The sequence below is a fragment of the Tenacibaculum sp. TC6 genome (genome assembly GCF_050606265.1).
GTDB lineage: Bacteria > Bacteroidota > Bacteroidia > Flavobacteriales > Flavobacteriaceae > Polaribacter.
Genome location: NZ_JBOCUK010000008.1, coordinates 92658 through 110715 on the forward strand (window position 1 = coordinate 92658; position 18058 = coordinate 110715).

Below are 18058 nucleotides of genomic sequence, written 5' to 3' on the forward strand. Positions count from 1 at the left end.
TTTAACAGATTACGTCACTCCGCAAGCTACGTTCGTAATGACGGTTCATTTCAGTGTTATTGCGAAGGAGTGCTAACGGATGAAGCAATCTATAACACTACCAACAACTCCTAATTCCCAATTCCTAATTCCCAGCCCCCAATTCCTAATTCCCAATTCCTAACTCCTACCTCTTAAACCAACCAAAACAACAATAGAATTTTGTTAGTTTTTCCTTTTAGAAAGAAACCACCACACCCCTTACAATTCAACATAAAAATTGTACTTTGGTAATACAATTCACAAAGATGCAGTCATTTATTACAGATACGTTAGATACGATACTAAAAACTACGCAACGCTTTGAGGAGGTGGAATTTATTTTGCCATCGCAAAGGGCAGGAGTATTTGTAAAACAAGCCTTAAAAAATAAAATAGCCGCAGGTTTCTTACCTAGAATTAGCAATATTGGCGATTTTATTGAAGAGGTATCCGGTATAAAAAAGGCAGACTCGGTGCAATTGTTGTTTCATTTTTACAGTTTATACCAAAAAGAAGAATCTAAACCGGACGCTTTTGATGTGTTTTCTTCGTGGGCATTTACCGTATTGCAAGATTTTAATGAAATAGACCAACATCTTATTGACGCCCGTGAAATATTTGTGTATTTACGAGACATACACCGCTTACGCAAATGGTCGGTATCCGGAACTTTTCAGGAAACAGAATTGATGAAAGACCACTTTGCCTTTATGGAAAAACTGTATAAGCTATACGAGGTGTTTTATGAATTTTTGGTCACCAAAAAAATAGGCTACCAAGGCGTTATTTATAGAGAGGCGGTTAAAAAAATAGACCATTTTAGCACCCAAAACGTCCATAAGAAGTACGTTTTTATAGGTTTTAATGCGTTAAACGCGGCAGAAGAAACCCTGTTTCAAAAAATGTTAGCCGCTGGCAATACAGAGGTGTATTGGGATGTAGATAAGGCCTTTTATGAAAGCAACCATCAGGCAGGCAGTTTTATCAGAAAATATAAAACCCGTTGGAAACATTACCAAACCAACCCCATACAAACGGTTGCCGAACATTTTGCTACTCCTAAAAACATACAAGTAATAGGCGCCTCTAAAAACATAACCCAAATAAAATATGCAGGAGAAATTTTAGCAAAACTCCCCAATTATAACAATACCGCACTGGTATTGGCTGATGAATCGTTACTACCCATTACCCTAAACTCATTGCCCCCTAAAGTAGATGCGGTAAACATTACCATGGGGTATCCGTTAAAAGATGTGCCCACTACGGGTTTATTGCTTACTATTTTCAGGCTGTTTTTAAATCAGGAAAAACTACAAAAGAAAGAAAGTGCACTCTTTTATTATAAAGATGTTATTGCGCTGCTAAAACATCCGGCTATCTATCAACTGTTAACCGTAGAAGAAAACTCTATTTCAGACCTGCTTTCAGAAGTTATCGTAGCCAGTAATACCACCTTTGTAAGCCTTAAAAGAATAGAAGAGTTTTTTACAACCATACCCGAAAAAACAAAACAAGTAGTACTGGGGTTGTTTAAAGCCTTTACCACTATAGAAGAGTTTTTAACCCGAGTAGTTAACCTGTTACTGCTATTAAAAGACACGGCCAACGAACTGGAAAAAGAATACCTGTTTCGTTTTTATACCGCCTTTACCCAATTACAAAACCTGCACGAAACCTTTAACTACATACAAGATTTAAAAACCCTGCAACAGTTTTTCAGGCAATTAATACAATCGGAAAGCCTGTCGTTTCAAGGAGAACCTTTACAAGGATTGCAGTTAATGGGAGTGTTAGAAACCAGGGTGCTCGATTTTGAAAATGTTATTATAACCTCAGTAAATGAAGGAGTATTACCCGGTAACCACCAGCAAAACTCCTTTATTCCGTTTGATGTAAAAATACAATTTGGCTTACCTACCTACCGTGAAAAAGATGCGCTGTTTTCATATCACTTTTTCAGACTCTTGCAACGAGCCAAAAACATATACATACTGTACAATACAGAACATGACGTGTTTGGTAGCGGTGAAAAAAGCCGATTTGTAACTCAGCTAGAAATGATGCGAGACGATGTAAAAGAAGAAATGGTAAGTCCGCAAATACGAACAACACTAACCGAGCAAAAAGAAATACCCAAAAACGAAGACGTCTTAGCAAAGCTTCGCGAATTGGCAGGAAAAGGAATCTCACCCTCGGCATTGACCAACTACCTGTACAATCCGTTAGCCTTTTACAAACAAAAAGTATTGAAGATAAAAGAGTTTGATGAGGTAGAAGAAACGGTGGCGGCCAATACCATGGGAACCGTAGTGCACGACACCTTAGAAGCACTGTACAAACCCTATGAAGGCGCTTTTATAACCGTAGAAATACTAACGCAAATGCAACAAAAAACCAAAGAATTAGTCATCCATTACTTTGGAAAGCATTTTAAAAACGGAGACATAAGCACCGGTAAAAACCGATTAATTTTTGAGGTAGCTAACCGATTTGTACTTAATTTTCTAAAACAAGAAAAAGAGTTGTTAAAAGACGGTACCCAGCAACTGAAAATTATAGCAACAGAACAAAACTTAGCCGCAGAAATTACCATAGAAGGTATGGACTTTCCAATAAAAATTCACGGGCAAGTTGACCGCATAGATGAATTAAACGGCGTTACCAGAATAATAGATTACAAAACCGGAAAGGTAGAAGAAACCAACTTAAAAGTTACCGATTTTACAGAGGTACGAGAGTTAAAATACCATAAGGCCATACAAGTAATGCTCTATGCCTTTTTATATACACAAAACACCGCATACAACTTTTCGCAACCTTTAGAAGCAGGAATTTATTCGTTTAAAAACCTTAAAAAAGGATTTTTAAAAATGAACTTTTCTGCTAACTACAGAACCCCTGATAATGCCATTACCCCAGAGCGATTAGAAGAGTTTATGGAGGAGGTAAAAGAATACATCAAAGAAATTTTTAATACAGAACTTTCTTTTATAGAGCCTACTGATTTGAAGTATTAAGATACTTTCAACGTATAGAAAATGGGAGTGTACAACAACATTTTTCCGTTTTTTAAAATAAAACCGTCACTGCGAAGCAAAGACTTTTGCTGTGGCAGTCTCTTTGAATTGAGAGATTACTTCAGTCGTTACCACTCCTTCGTAATGACCCGAAAGGAAATTTGTTGTACACCTGGAAAATAACCTAGAATTATTGATTTTTCTATTAGCACAAGCCCAATACTGTACAACCAAGTTAATTAACCTTTACAGTAATAACGTTTTATTTTGGAGTTATTGAGAATTGAAAATTCGTAATTATAAGTCATTTCTGCCAACTAAACATTACTTCTCAATTGTTCTTCTAGCTCTTTTAACAATTCTTTCGGTTTCTTTGGTAGGTGATTCTTTTAACCATTTTTCGCAAAGGTAAATAACAAATTCAGGTTTAGTTTTGCTGGCATCGTTTAGCCAGTTTCCAACGCTATCCTGAACGTATTTTGAGGAATCAGACTTTAAATTGTCTAATATAGGCAATGCCAACTCAGGGTTTTCTTTGAGTACCTCAATATGTTTGCACCAAACACCTCTTGGGCGGATAGACTCAGATGCAAATCGCCTAATGTTTCCATCTTTGTTTTTACTCCATAATGTTAAAATTTTAATGGATTGCAAGAGGTTTTTATCAATATCAGGACGTAAAGCCATCCAAACTACTTCTCGAACACCAAAATGATGGTCGGCAACCAAGGGTTTAGCTTGATCTAGTTTTTCCTCAATTTTTAATTCATCATTTAATGAAATCAGATAAGGAACATAGCCTCGAATTGAATCTGAAGGATGATTTTTTAGGTTCTCAAAAACAATAGGAAATTGAGGACTGTTTTTAAATTGTTTACAAAGTGTTTCACCAACAATTTTTATGGAGTTCATTGTTGATGGCTTTTTTTGTTTCTGAATTTCGTCTACAACAATTGAAGTAATAGTATTTGAAATACCTAAATCTAAAAAACTATGTTCAATAAGCTGACTATGATTTATGGCTAGCCATTCGGTTAAGTTTACAGTTTCAATTTTGCCAAGGTTAAGTAAGTCCAAAACTTTAGTTGGGATGTCTGTTACCTTTCTCGCTCCTTTTCTATTTAAAATATCTTGATTTACCATACTTTAGAAAGCTCATAAAGTTGTTCTTTTGAATTCTGAAAATTAATTGATTTCACTTCGGCAGTTCCAAAATCTTGTGCTTCGGTATTTATAAAAGTAATATCGGCTATTCCAATAAATGAAAATACGGCTTTTAAATAACTATTTTGAAAATCAAGCAATTTTAAATTTCCATCTTTTCCGTAGAACATAGCACCTCTTGATGTAATTACGAGAAGCTTTTTGTGATTAAGTAACCCTTGCATTTCTCCTTTTTCATTAATATAGAATGTTCTTCCAATTCTAACAATAGCATCAATATATGTTTTTAAAGTTGCTGAAATCGTAAAATTATACATTGGTGACGCAATAATGATTTTATCAGCCCAAAGCAATTCATCAATTAACATATCAGATTCAGACAAAACAGCATTCATTTCTTTTGTTCTGTTTTCAGGTAAAGTATAATTTGCTTTTATAAACGCATCTGAAGGAAACATTGGAGGATTCATGCCAACATCTCTAATTTTTATATGAAAATGCTGCTGGTTTAATAAAGTTTTAATAAAGTAGTCTGTTAGCTCTCTGGACTTTGAGTTTTCAATTCTAACACTTGAGTCGATTCTTAAAATATTCATATTTTTGTTATTATTTAGAGCGAATTTATAATGGTTAAACTGCTTATGCAATACCGCATAAATTAATCACTATGAGATAAAAAAGTCAATTTTATGAATACAAAGGCATTGGTGATAAAAGAAAAAAAATGCCCGTTAGAAAAAGCGGTCAATACGATTAGCGGAAAATGGAAAATTGCCATTATTTGGCAAATTAATGAAGGTAAAAAACGTCCCAGTGAGTTTTTACGAGGAATAAAAAATGTTGATAGAAGAGTTCTTAACCAACAACTTTCTGAAATGATAGAAGACGGTTTGCTTACTAAAGCCTCTTTTAATGAACTCCCGCCTCGTGTAGAATACGAATTGACAGATTTAGGAAAAGGGTTGGTAAAAGTCCTTTGGAGTTTAAACGAATGGGGTAAATCTTTAAAAGACTAGTTTTAACTAAAAGAGTAATGACAGTTTACATTTACGAATTACGAATTTTTAATTCGTAATTCGTAATTAAAAATGATATTAAATATCCATATACACCACTACCCAAGTTTGTCCGCCAGACTCATAACGCAATAACTCCTTAAAGCCAATAGCACTATGGGCATTTAAAGAACGTGTGTTTAACGTATCTATCTCGGTAATAATGCAATCATACATTCCGGAAAACTCCTCTTTCATTTTCGCGTACAATCCTCTGAATATTCCTTTACCTCTAAAGTTTTTACCAACACATACCTGTCCCATAATAATATATTTAGAAGCACCTTTTTCAGAGGCATCTATCTCGGTAAACATAGGCACCAATACCGGAATATCTTCTCTGAATTTTGCAGACATAGAAAGGGCATACCCTGCTAAATCTTGACCGGACACCGCTATGATATGCGGATGAATATCATGCATTTTTTGTAGAATATCCAAATCATGATGTACCGTAACAAAACCCTGTTCTTCTTTATCGGTTTCTGTTAATTGGTTTGGTAGATTTTTGGCTTGTAAATCTAGAATTTGTGCCAGCTCGGCAGCAGTTTCGGTTATTTTATAAGTAATCATAGCTTTGCTTGTTAAGGATGTGCATTTACCCAAACTTCACCATCAGAAAAAAACTCTTTTTTCCAAATAGGAACCGTTTCTTTTAGCGTGTCAATAGCATATTGACAAGCTTCAAAAGCAGCTTTTCTATGCGGAGAGGAAACAGTAATAATAACAGGAATATCACCAATGCTTAATACACCTTCAGCATGATGAATGGCTATTTTTTTAATGCTAAAATTGGCCAAAGCATACGCAGCAATCTTTTGCATTTCTTTAATAGCCATAGGCTTGTAAGTAGAAAAGTCTAGCTGAGTAACCTCTTTGTTTTGTGTAGCATTTCTTACCGTACCCACAAAAACAGCAATGCCCCCGCAAGAAGGATCTGCCACAAAATCATAACATGTTTGCAGGTCTAATTTTTCTGATGATATATGAATAGATATAGTGCTCATAAGTACCTAACAAATATATGAGTTTTGTTGTGTAGTTGTTGAGGTTTTTATATGGTTTTAAATAGTTACATTTGTTAAAAATAAATCAGGATAAATAAATTAACAAAGATGTTTATCATCCATATTACCTACCAAGTTGATTTAGAAAAAATAGAGGCACATTTAGAAGCACATATTAGCTATTTAAATACCTATTATGAAGCAGGTGTATTTTTAACCTCAGGAAGAAAAGTGCCCAGAAACGGAGGTATTATTTTAGCCAAAGCAAAAAGCCTTCAAGAGCTGGAAGACATTGTGGCTAAAGATCCGTTTAACCTACACAACTTGGCCGCCTATGAAATAGTAGAGTTTGTACCCACCAAAGCAGCTAAAAATTTAGAATTGTTAATAGAGCAATAAAAACAACATAATACCATAACACAACCTATTAGATTTACAAATGAAAACATTAAACGATTATAACTTCGAAAACAAAAAAGCACTGATTAGAGTTGATTTTAATGTGCCTTTAAATGATGCTTTTGAAGTAACTGATGACACTAGAATTCAAGCAGCAAAACCCACCATTATTAAAATTTTAGAAGATGGAGGAAGCTGTGTGTTAATGTCGCATTTAGGACGCCCGAAAGGAGTAGAAGAGAAGTATTCATTACGTCATATTGTTGATAAAGTTACCGAGGTATTAGGCGTAAAAGTAACTTTTGTTGAGGATTGTATAGGTGAAAAAACAGCAGAAGCAGTAGCTAACTTACAACCCGGAGAAATTTTATTATTAGAAAACTTACGTTTTTATAAAGAAGAAGAAGCCGGAGATGTAGCCTTTGCAGAACAATTAGCTAAATGGGGAGATATTTATGTAAACGATGCCTTTGGTACCGCGCACAGAGCCCATGCCTCTACAGCTGTTATTGCACAGTTTTTTACAGATAACAAATGCTTTGGAAACCTGTTAGCACAAGAAATAGAAAGTATAGATAAAGTATTAAACAATTCTGAAAAGCCGGTAACCGCTATTTTAGGAGGAGCCAAAGTATCATCAAAAATAGGAATTGTTGAAAATATTATTGAAAAAGTAGACCACATCATTATAGGCGGAGGTATGACTTTTACGTTTGTAAAAGCATTAGGTGGTAGCATAGGAAGCTCTTTAGTAGAAGATGATAAGTTAGACTTAGCTCTTGAAATTTTAGCTAAAGCAAAAGCAAACAACACGCAAATTCATTTACCGGTTGATGCTGTAATTGCAGACACGTTTGCAAATGATGCCAATACGCAAATAGTAGATACCAATGAAATTCCTGACGGATGGATGGGCTTAGATGTAGGGCCTAAAACATCTGAATTATTTGCTAAAGTAATAGCCGATTCTAAAACTATTTTATGGAACGGACCTTTAGGAGTTTTTGAAATGGAAAGTTTTGCTAAAGGAACCATAGCACTTGGAAATGCCATTGCCGATGCTACTAAAAACGGAGCATTCTCATTAGTTGGAGGAGGAGATTCTGTTGCAGCGGTAAAACAATTTGGTTTCGAAGAAAAAGTAAGTTACGTATCTACCGGAGGAGGAGCGATGCTTGAATGTTTAGAAGGAAAAGTATTACCGGGAATAGAAGCCGTGTTAAGCTAAAAAATGGGATAGACAAATTTCCGTTCGAGTCATTACGAAGGAACGATAACGACTGAGGTAATCTCTCTATAAAAAGAGACTGCCACAGCAAAAGTGTTTGCTTCGAAGTGACGGTTTTATTTTAAAAAACGGAAATTTGTTGCATACCCTCTAAATATGCTGAAACCTTTTAAAAATAACTATTTAAACTAACAGATGAAATACACAACCTTACCCAATACCAATGTTAAAGTTTCTAAAATATGTTTAGGAACCATGACTTGGGGGAATCAGAATACGGAAGCGGAAGGACATGAGCAAATGGACTATGCCCTTGATCAAGGAGTGAATTTTTTTGATACCGCTGAGTTGTACGCTGTTCCTGCCACTGCTGAAACGTATGGGGCTACCGAAAAAATTATTGGTACTTGGTTTAAAAAAACCGGAAATAGAGATAAAGTAGTATTGGCTTCTAAAATTGCCGGAGCCGGTGATTATACGGCTCATATACGTAAAGACGGATTTAGTAAAAGAGCCATTACAGAGGCTATTGAAGGAAGTTTACAACGGTTACAAACCGATTATATTGACTTATACCAATTACATTGGCCGGAAAGAGGAGTAAACTGTTTTGGTGTACGTGAATATCCGTATAAAACAGCTGCTGAAGAAGCAGAAAACCATTTAGAGATTTTAGAAACTTTGAATGATTTTATAAAACAAGGAAAAATAAAACACATTGGTTTATCTAATGAAACGCCTTGGGGTACTATGAAGTACTTGCAAACAGCAGCAGCACATCAATTACCAAGGCCGGTTACTATTCAAAACTCGTATTCTTTAATTCATCGTGCTTATGAGTACGGAATGTCTGAAGTTTCATTACGTGAAAATGTAGGGTTGTTAGCATATTCACCTTTAGCCTTTGGAGTGTTATCAGGAAAGTATGTAGGAGGAAAAACACCAGAGGGAGCCCGTGTAACGCTATTTCCAAGATTTAACAGATATTCTTCTGAACAATCAGAAAAAGCAGTTATAGCGTATCAAAAAATAGCAGAAAGTCACGGATTGAGTTTAGCTCAATTAGCATTGGCTTATGTAAATCAGCTACCCTTTGTAACCAGTAATATTATTGGGGCTACTAAAATGGATCAGTTAAAAGAAAACATCAACTCTATTCATATTGAATTATCAGATGCTATTTTAAGTGAAATAGAAGCTGTACACAGTAAAATACCTAATCCGGCACCTTAGTTAGTATGCCATAAGGTTAAACAAAAAGCGAGAACATTTATAACGTTCTCGCTTTTTTTATTCTGATTCCGCTATGGCAAAGCTGGTTGCTTTAAAAACACCGTTTTCTACTTTACCGGTAACTTTTGCTTTTCTAATTACATTACAAAAGCCAATGTTTTCATCATGGGCATCTCCAAAATCATCAATTTTGGCTCCTTCAACAAAGTATGCCGTCCCATCAATTCTTACGGCTAAATCGCATCCGTTTTGACTTTTTAATCCAAATTGACATTGCCCGCAAGAGGCTTCTACAATTTGCTCGTTTTCTTTAGCTTTTCCACAAGATAAGGCTAAAGCAATTAATAATAAGCTAATACTTTTTTTCATGTGTTTGTATTTATTGTTTTTCCAATTGTCACATGTAACCTTTCATGATTAAAATAATACCGTCACTGCGAAGCAAACGCTTTTGCTGTGGCAGTCTCTTTTTACAGAGAGATTACTTCAGTCGTTATTACTCCTTCGTAATGACCGAAAGGAAATTTATCGTACACCAAACTTAAATCAAAAATTATGTTTCTCTTATTTTCGATTAATAAAATGGGCTGTATAATTTTAACCAATGAAAAGTCAAAATACCTTTGTTCTTGTGTTTTTTAGTAAAGCTGTCTTAAAGCTAAACCATTAATATCCCATTTTATCTCGTACTCTTTTTAATACTTCTTTAGCAACAGCACGGGCTTTTTCTGCTCCAACAGACAAGGCTTCGTCTATCTCATGACGATTTTCCATATAATGATTGTATTTAGCACGAGCATCAGCAAACTTTTCAATAATTACTTCATATAAAGCTTGCTTTGCATGGCCGTAACCATAGTTTCCACCTTCATAATTAGCTCTCATTTCGGCAACTTGCTCTTCAGAAGCTAACAATTTATACAAGGCAAAAACGTTATCAGTATCCGGATTTTTAGGATCTTCTAGCGGAGTACTATCCGTTTGAATTCCCATTATTTGTTTACGTAACTTTTTGTCCGGTAAAAAAATGTTGATATAATTATCTCTCGATTTGCTCATCTTTTCACCGTCAGTTCCCGGAATTAACTGAGTATCTTCATTAATTTTAGCCAGTGGCGGTACTAAAATATCACCAACAACATTGTTAATTCTGTTGGCAACATCACGTGTAATTTCTAAATGCTGTAACTGATCTTTTCCAACCGGAACTATTTCTGCGTCGTATAACAAAATATCGGCAGCCATAAGCATAGGATACGTGAACAAACCGGCATTTACATCGGCTAATCTATCAGCTTTATCTTTAAAACTATGCGCTAAGGTTAAACGTTGGTATGGAAAAAAACAACTTAAATACCAAGACAATTCTGCTACTTCAGGAATATCACTCTGACGATAAAATACCGTTTTGTTAATATCAATACCGCATGCAAGCCAGGTAGCAGCAACACTATACGTATTTTCACGTAATTGCTCACCATCTTTAATTTGCGTTAAAGAATGCATGTCCGCAATAAAGATAAAAGATTCATTATTAGAGTCGTTAGCCATTTTAATAGCAGGTAAAATAGCGCCTAATAAATTACCTAAATGCGGTGTTCCGGTACTTTGTACTCCAGTTAAAATTCTTGCCATTAGTTATTTTTTGTATATAAAATTATTGTTTACTAAGTTTTGTATAGTAATACAAGAAAAGCAAAAATAAGCTTAAAATTTTTCAAACAAAAGAAATTACTACTTTCGCAGCTATGAAGTATTTTAAAATTCCTTTTTTAGTAGTCTGGAGACTTTGGTTTTACATCTTAATGTTTAGTACTATTATTATAATGTTGCCATTTTTGTTAGTACTAACGTCTCATGAAAAATACTATCCGGTTTTTTGGAAAATGGTAAGAGCGTGGTCTTTTATTTTAATTTATGGAATGGGTTTTCGATTAAAAGTTGAAAGAGAGCAGCATATAGAAAAAAACAAAAGCTACATGTTTATAGCAAATCATGCTTCTATGCTAGATCCTTGGGTAATGATAGTGCTGAGTAAAAATCCTATTGTTTTTGTAGGAAAGAAAGAGCTGGTAAAAATTCCTGTTTTTGGTTTTTTTTATAAGAAAGTGGTAATTATGGTAGATAGAGATTCTACTACCAGTAGAAAAAGAGTGTATGAAATGGCAAAGAAAAAGTTACAAAACGGAACCAGTGTAGGAATTTTCCCTGAAGGTTTGGTACCTGAAGAAAGCATAACCTTATCGCCTTTTAAAAATGGCGCTTTTAGTTTAGCTATAGAATACGGAATTCCTATTGTGCCACAAGTGTATTATGATGGTAAACGTTTTTTTTCTTGGAACTTTTACAAAGGAGGCCCGGGAACATTTAGAGTTAAACAATGTAGTTTTATAGAAACAAAAAATATTGATTTAGAAGATAGAAAAGAGTTAAAAGAAGCCGCGTACAATGTTATTTACAATGAATTAATACATGATAAAAAGTACATGGATGATACTTATAAAAAATAAATGATTACTAATATCTACACGTTAATGAAATAATGCAAAAACTTTTATTTTGTTACTAAACAAGGAAAATAAAAGAGATATTGTTTCATATTTTCACCTATATAGGTTTTGTAAGAAAAAAATTATTATATTTAAACAGATACTAAAACTAACTACTTCATAATAACATATTCTTCAAGAAGAATAAAAAGTGATTTAATAAAGACAGTAACCTGTTTTTATTATAATCACATCAATATTGTGTTCACCCCAGCTCTACAGTCCCTGCACAATGTAATATTGATGAGTAAAAGTATGGTAAAAATTATCTTAATAGATGATGAGAAAGATGCCTTAGAGGCATTAGAATGGAAAATTAGAAAATGTGGACTAGATGAAGATGTAAATATTGTAAAATGTAGTTCTCCGATTATAGGATTTAGTTTGATTAAAGAAATTGATCCGGACATTGTTTTTTTAGACATACAAATGTTGGAGATGGATGGGTTTACATTCCTAAATAATTTTCCTAATAGAAAGTTTGAAGTGGTTTTTACAACTGCGCATGATGAGTATGGCATAAAAGCAGTAAAAGCTGACGCTTTAGATTATTTGCTAAAACCTATAGATCTTGATGAACTGCGTTTAACCTTTGCTAAAGTAAATAAGCAACTTTCTCTAAAAAGAGAGCAAGAAAAAATAGTTGATAGAATTAATATTTCTGCAGATGGAAAGGTGTATTTAATGGCTAAGGAAGATGTAGTGTATTTAAAATCCGATAAGAGCTACACAACTATTTTCTTAACTTCAGGTAAAAAAATAATAGCAACTAAAACATTAAAAGAAGTTCAAAAAAAATTCATATATCCTGAGTTTTACAGGGTACACAATTCTTATGTTATTAATTTAAAATACGTAACAGAATACAATAAAGGGTTAAGTGAGCTAACATTAGTTGACGGAACCATTGTAAGTGTGAGCAGGAGGAAAAAGAACGAATTAATTGAAATGTTACAGTTAGATAAATAATAATGTTATTAGATATTACTTCTGCTTTTTACTCATGGATTAGAGGCGGGTTATTGGTTTTATTTATTTATCACTTTATTTTTTATTTACAAAACAAAGAAAAACTGCATAAGTATTATAGCGGGTATTTATTTTGCTTGTTTGTTTACTTAGTAAGAGACGCTTTTGTAAATGAAAAAGTTCAGTGCTATTACCAATATATTAGCTTTTCTATCCAATATGTAGGGTACGTATTTTTTATTTACTTCTGTAGAGAACTTACAAAAAGTAAAATTTACTTTCCTATACTTGATTATCGGGCAAAAATATTATCAAGGGTGCTTTTTTTATTGGCTTGCTCTCTTTTGATAATTCAATACTTTTATGGTTATGAAGTTCAAAAGCAAATTGTAGCCTATTCAGTGCCTTTTGCTACCTTTTGTGCATTTTACGTTTTTTACTTGCTTTCTAAAAGAAAAACACGACAAGTTTATTTCTTACTATTTGGTTCTGTTTTTTTTCTTATCTCAGCCAATATCAGTTCGTTAAAAATGATTAAAGGAGATTTGTATTTAATTGATTGGCCGGTACACAGAATGTTTTATTACTTTGTTGGTGCTATAGTTCAGAGTATAATTTTTGCAATTTTAATAGGTAACCATTTCAGAGAAATTATAATAAAAAAGCAAGAAGCAGAGGTTAATTTACTAAAACAAAGCAATCAGATATCACAGCTTAAAATGATAGCTTTAAAAAGTCAAATGAATCCTCATTTCTTATTTAATTCTCTAAACTCAATAAACAACTTTGTTATTCAGAACAAAATAGATGAAGCCTCAAACTTTATTACCAAATTTTCATCTTTAGTAAGAAAAGTACTTCAGGTAACCAATGAAAACTCTATAAGTTTAACAGAAGAACTACATATTTTATCTATTTATGTAAAATTAGAGCAAATGAGATTAAAAAACGGTTTTCATTTTAAAACCGTTGTTGATCATACAATTGATACCGACAGGTTAAAAGTAGTTCCTTTGTTTTTACAACCTTTTATAGAAAACGCCATTTGGCATGGATTGAGTTTGAAGCAAGGAGAAAAAACAATTTTGCTAACCATTACACAAACTAATGAGATGGTTAATGTGTTTATTACAGATAATGGAATAGGAATTAACAACAGCAAAAAGAATAAAATTAACACAGCTAACTCAAAAAAATCATACGGAATTAAAATAGTTAAAGAAAGAATGGAACTTATGTATGAAAAAGAAATTATCATACAAATAAAAGATGTGTCTGAAAAGAATACTACCGGAACCCAAGTTTCATTGATTTTTCCTGCAAAAACACTATAAGCACATACGTTTTATACACCAGTTATTGCTAGATGTTTGTTGTTTGTTTAAGTTTCTCTTCCGATTATTTAATAGAAAAAAAAGGAAGTTTATTGTTTTGTACATTAGATGTATTGAAAAGAAAGGGATTGTGATTTAGGGGGAACTCACAGTTTTATTCGAGAAAAGATCAGGTTTACTTGGTCTTTTCTTTATGTTTAGTAGTTAGTTAATTAAAATAATTATCATAAAAAGGTTAATAAATAGTAAATAGATAATTTATTAGCTGTATTGGTTAGTATTGTATTAAGAAGGTTGACCTTATAATAGTATGTTTGATTAATCAATTAAAAATCAAACAATTATGAAATTAAACACTATCTTATTACCCTTCTTATGCTATATGTTAATGGGAACAGCCCAACTTGTTGCCCAAAAATGTGAGGTAACACGGGAAAATCAAAAAATCTTTTCTGAATACCCCAATGCTAAAGTTGAATATGAAAACTTTAATGCATACACGCAAAAAGCTCTTAAAGAAAAAAAGAGGTTTTTAGCAAACAAAGTAGCAGCAACCTACACAATTCCGGTAGTGGTACATGTGTATGGAGAAGTTCAACACGGACAAACAGTAACCTATGAAAAAATTAAAATAGCACTTGATAGGTTAAATGAAGATTTTAACGGACTTAACGATGATTTTAATACAATAGATCCTGTTTTTGATGGACGAAAAGGAACGCTTAGTATTCAGTTTGCTTTAGCCAAAATAGATCCTAACGGCGGTAGTACTAACGGAGTTGTATTCTATCCGGAAAAATCAGGATATGGTAATGGTAGCGGTTATGATAATCAAATAGCTGCAGATGCCTGGGATAACTATAAGTACATGAATGTGTATATTATGGGAGATTTGTATGCAGATGGAAAAGCTAATAACTCAGGAGTAGCGTGGTATCCTAGCACCACTATGTCCAATAACAATACTGCGAGAGTTGTGTATAACGGAAGGTATATACATGGGAATACCGATAAAGAGTTTGCATCTGTATTAACGCATGAATTTGGTCATTGGTTAAACTTAATTCACACTTTTGAGGGAGGTTGTAATGACCCTAACGGAGATTATGTGGATGATACTCCTAAAGAAGATTCAAACTCTGGAGATGATGGGTGTACTGTTGGAGCAAGTGATTGTGGTAATTTAATTAATTACGAAAATTATATGGGGTATGATGCAGCTGCCGGATGTGCAAAAATGTATACTCAAGGTCAAATTGATAGAATGTTGGTGGCCCTACAACATCCTGCTCGTAAACCCTTATGGCAGCCTTCTAACTTAACCGCTACAGGAGTAAACCTAACTGGTGCATACTTAGTAGCTAATGACGCTCTTGTTCAAGAAGCTGTTTCTAACAACGGTCAATTAGAAAATAAAGATTTCATTATTACATTACAAGGAAATACATTTTCTCAAAGTACAGGAAGTTTTTCAGTAGGAACACACTTTGAAGCAGCGCTTCCACAAGGAATTTCAGCGCAAATAAACGTTGTAGATGCTCAAAAAATTAACGTGAAGTTTGTGGGGCAAGCAGTAAATCATGCAAAATCTGATAATGCCCTAGGAACATTAACGTTTAAAAATGCGGCAATTTCAGGAGGAGTAGCTACATTAAATTCAGATAAAGTAGTATTTAATTTTTCATACTACGATCCGTATAAGATAGTCTATGTAGATAATAATGATTACACAGCCAATGCTAGTCAGGTATGGACATACTTTGCTATTGAAGGTGCTACCGGCAATGGTTTTGGAACCTTTTTTGAAAATAACGCACTTAAGTTAGAAACATATAAAAAAGCATTAGTATGTGAGTCAGGAACAAGAAATCCTAAAGTCATTGAACAAAACACAGTGATTGATAGCCAGAGTTCTTGGGTTAACGGAGGTGCATATCCGGACTTACATGTAATTAGAGATCAGAATTATACAGCTTGGGATGGAAAAACAGCTTATATAGGTTTTCAGTTGGAAGTTTATCCGGGAAAAATAAATTATGGATGGTTTAGAATTCAAGTGAATGCTAACGGAACTTCTTATAGTTTACTAGATTATGCATATAGTACAGAACCTAACGGAGCCATTAAAGCAGGAAGCAAAGTGTGGTCTGATGGTTCAGGAAATACCTGTAATGACGGAATTCAAAACGGAGATGAAACCGGTGTTGATTGTGGAGGAAGTTGTGCACCATGTAGTACTCCGGTTACTTATTGTAATTCTAACGGAAAGAGTGTTACAGATGAATATATTAGTAAAGTGGAGTTAAATACAATTAATAATAGTTCGTCAGGATCAAACGGAGGATATAATGATTATTCACAAGCAATTTCAACAACGTTAACTCAAGGAGCAAATTATACAGTAACTGTTACACCAAGTTGGAGAAGTACAGTATATTCTGAAGGATATAGTGTTTGGATAGATTATAATCAAGATGGAGATTTTACAGATGCAGGAGAACAAATATGGAGTAAGCAAGCATCAAAAGATACTTCTGTATCCGGACAATTTATAGTTCCGAATACGGCAAAACTAGGAGAAACAAGAATGAGAGTATCTATGAAGTACAATGGTGTTCCTACGTCATGTGAAGTGTTTAATTATGGAGAAGTAGAAGATTATAAGGTGATTATAAGCAATACAGGTACACCTACTTGTAATGACGGAATCCAAAACGGAGACGAAACCGGTGTTGATTGCGGTGGAAGTTGTACTCCTTGCAACACAAATGACGGAGTTGTTTATGTTGATGTTACCGATTTTACGGTGAACGCAAATGATACGTGGAAATTTTTTAGAATTGAAGCGGGTGATAATAAAGATTACGGTGCATGGTTTACCAGTAACTCTGTTAGATTAGTTACCTATAATAAAGATGTTGTTTGTGAAGGAACTACAAATAATGCCTCCTTTTTGGGAGAAGGAGTTGCCGTAGGAGCATCAAGTAATTTTGTGGCCGAATCACATAGTTATATCATTAGTTCTTCGAGTTATGAAAATTGGAAAGGAAAAACAGGATTTGTAGGGTTTACATTCACCATCAATGGTAATACTCACTATGGATGGTTTCATATAACTGTTGCAGGTGATGGGTTGTCATACACCATTTTAGACTATGCATATAGTACAAACCCTAATGCCACAGTTTATACAGCAACTAGAGGAGTTGTGGGGCCTGATTTTACTGAAAAAACACCAAGTGAGGTATTTGTTTCTGTAATTCCTAATCCGTTTACTATTGAAGCTAGATTGGATATTTCCAAGTTTGAAGGACAAGAAAATCTAAAAGTAGATATATATGATTTATTAGGAAGACATATTTATGGAAAAACAGTTTCTGCAAATACAAAACAATTAGAAATCAATGAAACTATGATTAAAAGTAAAGGGGTTTATATACTTAAACTTCAAAAAGGAAATGTTGTAAAAACAATAAGCCTGATGAAAAATTAAGTAGGATTTAATTATGTTTCTTAATCTGCTTGGTGGTTTAGTTCATCAGGCAGATTTTTTAATTTATTTCCACTCTTTGTATGGTGTTTTGCTTAGGTTAGAATTGTAATACTTCGGAATTCCGGTTACTTCTTCACCCAACCATTCAGGTTTTTCAAACACTTCGTTCTCGTCTGTTAATTCAACTTCAGCAATTAATAACCCATCATTATCACCTAAAAACTCATCTACTTCAAACGTATGTTTATTCACGGTAATTAAATACCTGTATTTTTCAATAACACCTATTTCACATAAATTAAATAGACTTTCAGCCTCTGTTTTATCTAGTTGCTTTTCCCATTCAAAACGCGTAGTTCCGCTTTCGTTTGAAGGTCCTTTCACGGTTAAAAAACCAACATCATCTTTTATTCGAACCCTAACTACACGCTGCCTGTCTGAGTTTAAAAAACCTTGTTTTATATATACTTTAGCAAAAGCACTTTTCTTAAAAACATCTGAATTAACTAAAAACTTTCGCTCAATCTCTATGGACATAAAATCAATTTTGTACGAATGTACCGCTTTTTACCGTTAATAATAATAT

16 protein-coding genes are annotated in these 18058 nt (G+C 33.7%); 9 read left to right on the top strand and 7 right to left on the bottom strand.

Annotation, left to right across the window (positions count from 1 at the left end):
• Positions 1-287 precede the first annotated feature (287 nt).
• The gene (locus ACQY1Q_RS06690) at positions 288-3041 is read left to right on the top strand and encodes a PD-(D/E)XK nuclease family protein (protein WP_431004521.1); all 2754 of its coding nucleotides are present in this window, start codon (positions 288-290) and stop codon (positions 3039-3041) included.
• Between the two features lie 324 nt (positions 3042-3365).
• On the opposite strand, the gene ACQY1Q_RS06695 is transcribed toward ACQY1Q_RS06690, so the two are convergent.
• The gene (locus ACQY1Q_RS06695; RefSeq protein WP_431004522.1) at positions 3366-4184 is read right to left on the bottom strand and encodes a DNA alkylation repair protein; all 819 of its coding nucleotides are present in this window, start codon (positions 4182-4184) and stop codon (positions 3366-3368) included.
• Entirely contained in the window at positions 4178-4801 is a 624-nt protein-coding gene (locus ACQY1Q_RS06700) for an FMN-dependent NADH-azoreductase (protein ID WP_431004523.1), read from the bottom strand. Before ACQY1Q_RS06700 ends, ACQY1Q_RS06695 begins: the two co-directional genes overlap by 7 nt.
• A 93-nt stretch (positions 4802-4894) precedes the next feature.
• Between ACQY1Q_RS06700 and ACQY1Q_RS06705 the strand changes: the two genes are divergently transcribed.
• Positions 4895-5221: a winged helix-turn-helix transcriptional regulator gene (locus ACQY1Q_RS06705; RefSeq protein ID WP_431004524.1), complete on the top strand. Its 327-nt coding sequence runs from the start codon at positions 4895-4897 to the stop codon at positions 5219-5221.
• A gap of 78 nt (positions 5222-5299) precedes the next feature.
• On the opposite strand, the gene ACQY1Q_RS06710 is transcribed toward ACQY1Q_RS06705, so the two are convergent.
• Both ACQY1Q_RS06710 and ACQY1Q_RS06715 read right to left on the bottom strand, forming a co-directional pair.
• Complete coding sequence (locus ACQY1Q_RS06710; protein WP_431004525.1) at positions 5300-5833, bottom strand: GNAT family N-acetyltransferase; 534 nt, start codon at positions 5831-5833, stop codon at positions 5300-5302.
• A gap of 11 nt (positions 5834-5844) precedes the next feature.
• Positions 5845-6267 carry a molybdenum cofactor biosynthesis protein MoaE gene (locus ACQY1Q_RS06715; protein ID WP_431004526.1) on the bottom strand — a complete coding sequence of 141 codons (423 nt, stop codon included), beginning with the start codon at positions 6265-6267 and terminating at the stop codon, positions 5845-5847.
• A 108-nt stretch (positions 6268-6375) separates the two neighbouring features.
• Between ACQY1Q_RS06715 and ACQY1Q_RS06720 the strand changes: the two genes are divergently transcribed.
• The 3 genes from ACQY1Q_RS06720 to ACQY1Q_RS06730 all read left to right on the top strand — a co-directional run bounded on the left by ACQY1Q_RS06720 (position 6376) and on the right by ACQY1Q_RS06730 (position 9127).
• Positions 6376-6666 (top strand): YciI family protein, encoded by a 291-nt coding sequence (locus ACQY1Q_RS06720; RefSeq protein WP_431004527.1) that lies wholly within the window; start codon positions 6376-6378, stop codon positions 6664-6666.
• Between the two features lie 40 nt (positions 6667-6706).
• Complete coding sequence (locus ACQY1Q_RS06725) at positions 6707-7894, top strand: phosphoglycerate kinase (protein WP_431004528.1); 1188 nt, start codon at positions 6707-6709, stop codon at positions 7892-7894.
• A 195-nt stretch (positions 7895-8089) separates the two neighbouring features.
• Complete coding sequence (locus tag ACQY1Q_RS06730; RefSeq protein ID WP_431004529.1) at positions 8090-9127, top strand: NADP(H)-dependent aldo-keto reductase; 1038 nt, start codon at positions 8090-8092, stop codon at positions 9125-9127.
• Between the two features lie 57 nt (positions 9128-9184).
• On the opposite strand, the gene ACQY1Q_RS06735 is transcribed toward ACQY1Q_RS06730, so the two are convergent.
• Complete coding sequence (locus ACQY1Q_RS06735; protein WP_431004530.1) at positions 9185-9496, bottom strand: DUF6370 family protein; 312 nt, start codon at positions 9494-9496, stop codon at positions 9185-9187.
• 297 nt (positions 9497-9793) lie between these two features.
• On the bottom strand, positions 9794-10762 hold the full coding sequence (trpS, locus tag ACQY1Q_RS06740; protein WP_431004531.1) for a tryptophan--tRNA ligase: 969 nt from the start codon (positions 10760-10762) through the stop codon (positions 9794-9796).
• Positions 10763-10875: 113 nt separating this feature from the next.
• Between trpS and ACQY1Q_RS06745 the strand changes: the two genes are divergently transcribed.
• The 4 genes from ACQY1Q_RS06745 to ACQY1Q_RS06760 all read left to right on the top strand — a co-directional run bounded on the left by ACQY1Q_RS06745 (position 10876) and on the right by ACQY1Q_RS06760 (position 17472).
• Positions 10876-11637, top strand: a complete 762-nt coding sequence (locus tag ACQY1Q_RS06745) for a lysophospholipid acyltransferase family protein (RefSeq protein WP_431004532.1) — start codon at positions 10876-10878, stop codon at positions 11635-11637.
• Positions 11638-11931: 294 nt separating this feature from the next.
• A complete protein-coding gene (locus ACQY1Q_RS06750) occupies positions 11932-12645 on the top strand; it encodes a LytR/AlgR family response regulator transcription factor (RefSeq protein ID WP_431004533.1) in 714 nt (237 codons plus the stop codon).
• 2 nt (positions 12646-12647) lie between these two features.
• Positions 12648-13979, top strand: coding sequence for a sensor histidine kinase (locus ACQY1Q_RS06755; RefSeq protein ID WP_431004534.1), 1332 nt, complete (start codon positions 12648-12650; stop codon positions 13977-13979).
• A gap of 343 nt (positions 13980-14322) precedes the next feature.
• On the top strand, positions 14323-17472 hold the full coding sequence (locus tag ACQY1Q_RS06760) for a M43 family zinc metalloprotease (RefSeq protein ID WP_431004535.1): 3150 nt from the start codon (positions 14323-14325) through the stop codon (positions 17470-17472).
• Positions 17473-17535: 63 nt separating this feature from the next.
• On the opposite strand, the gene ACQY1Q_RS06765 is transcribed toward ACQY1Q_RS06760, so the two are convergent.
• Positions 17536-18009 (bottom strand): CYTH domain-containing protein, encoded by a 474-nt coding sequence (locus ACQY1Q_RS06765; RefSeq protein ID WP_431004536.1) that lies wholly within the window; start codon positions 18007-18009, stop codon positions 17536-17538.
• Between the last annotated feature and the right edge of the window lie 49 nt (positions 18010-18058).

Bases quoted from the DNA above. Each gene is read 5' to 3' on its own strand.
- ACQY1Q_RS06690 (WP_431004521.1), top strand. From the start codon at position 288: ATGCAGTCATTTATTACAGATACGTTAGATACGATACTAAAAACTACG.
- ACQY1Q_RS06695 (WP_431004522.1), bottom strand. From the start codon at position 4,184: ATGGTAAATCAAGATATTTTAAATAGAAAAGGAGCGAGAAAGGTAACA.
- ACQY1Q_RS06700 (WP_431004523.1), bottom strand. From the start codon at position 4,801: ATGAATATTTTAAGAATCGACTCAAGTGTTAGAATTGAAAACTCAAAG.
- ACQY1Q_RS06705 (WP_431004524.1), top strand. From the start codon at position 4,895: ATGAATACAAAGGCATTGGTGATAAAAGAAAAAAAATGCCCGTTAGAA.
- ACQY1Q_RS06710 (WP_431004525.1), bottom strand. From the start codon at position 5,833: ATGATTACTTATAAAATAACCGAAACTGCTGCCGAGCTGGCACAAATT.
- ACQY1Q_RS06715 (WP_431004526.1), bottom strand. From the start codon at position 6,267: ATGAGCACTATATCTATTCATATATCATCAGAAAAATTAGACCTGCAA.
- ACQY1Q_RS06720 (WP_431004527.1), top strand. From the start codon at position 6,376: ATGTTTATCATCCATATTACCTACCAAGTTGATTTAGAAAAAATAGAG.
- ACQY1Q_RS06725 (WP_431004528.1), top strand. From the start codon at position 6,707: ATGAAAACATTAAACGATTATAACTTCGAAAACAAAAAAGCACTGATT.
- ACQY1Q_RS06730 (WP_431004529.1), top strand. From the start codon at position 8,090: ATGAAATACACAACCTTACCCAATACCAATGTTAAAGTTTCTAAAATA.
- ACQY1Q_RS06735 (WP_431004530.1), bottom strand. From the start codon at position 9,496: ATGAAAAAAAGTATTAGCTTATTATTAATTGCTTTAGCCTTATCTTGT.
- trpS (WP_431004531.1), bottom strand. From the start codon at position 10,762: ATGGCAAGAATTTTAACTGGAGTACAAAGTACCGGAACACCGCATTTA.
- ACQY1Q_RS06745 (WP_431004532.1), top strand. From the start codon at position 10,876: ATGAAGTATTTTAAAATTCCTTTTTTAGTAGTCTGGAGACTTTGGTTT.
- ACQY1Q_RS06750 (WP_431004533.1), top strand. From the start codon at position 11,932: ATGGTAAAAATTATCTTAATAGATGATGAGAAAGATGCCTTAGAGGCA.
- ACQY1Q_RS06755 (WP_431004534.1), top strand. From the start codon at position 12,648: ATGTTATTAGATATTACTTCTGCTTTTTACTCATGGATTAGAGGCGGG.
- ACQY1Q_RS06760 (WP_431004535.1), top strand. From the start codon at position 14,323: ATGAAATTAAACACTATCTTATTACCCTTCTTATGCTATATGTTAATG.
- ACQY1Q_RS06765 (WP_431004536.1), bottom strand. From the start codon at position 18,009: ATGTCCATAGAGATTGAGCGAAAGTTTTTAGTTAATTCAGATGTTTTT.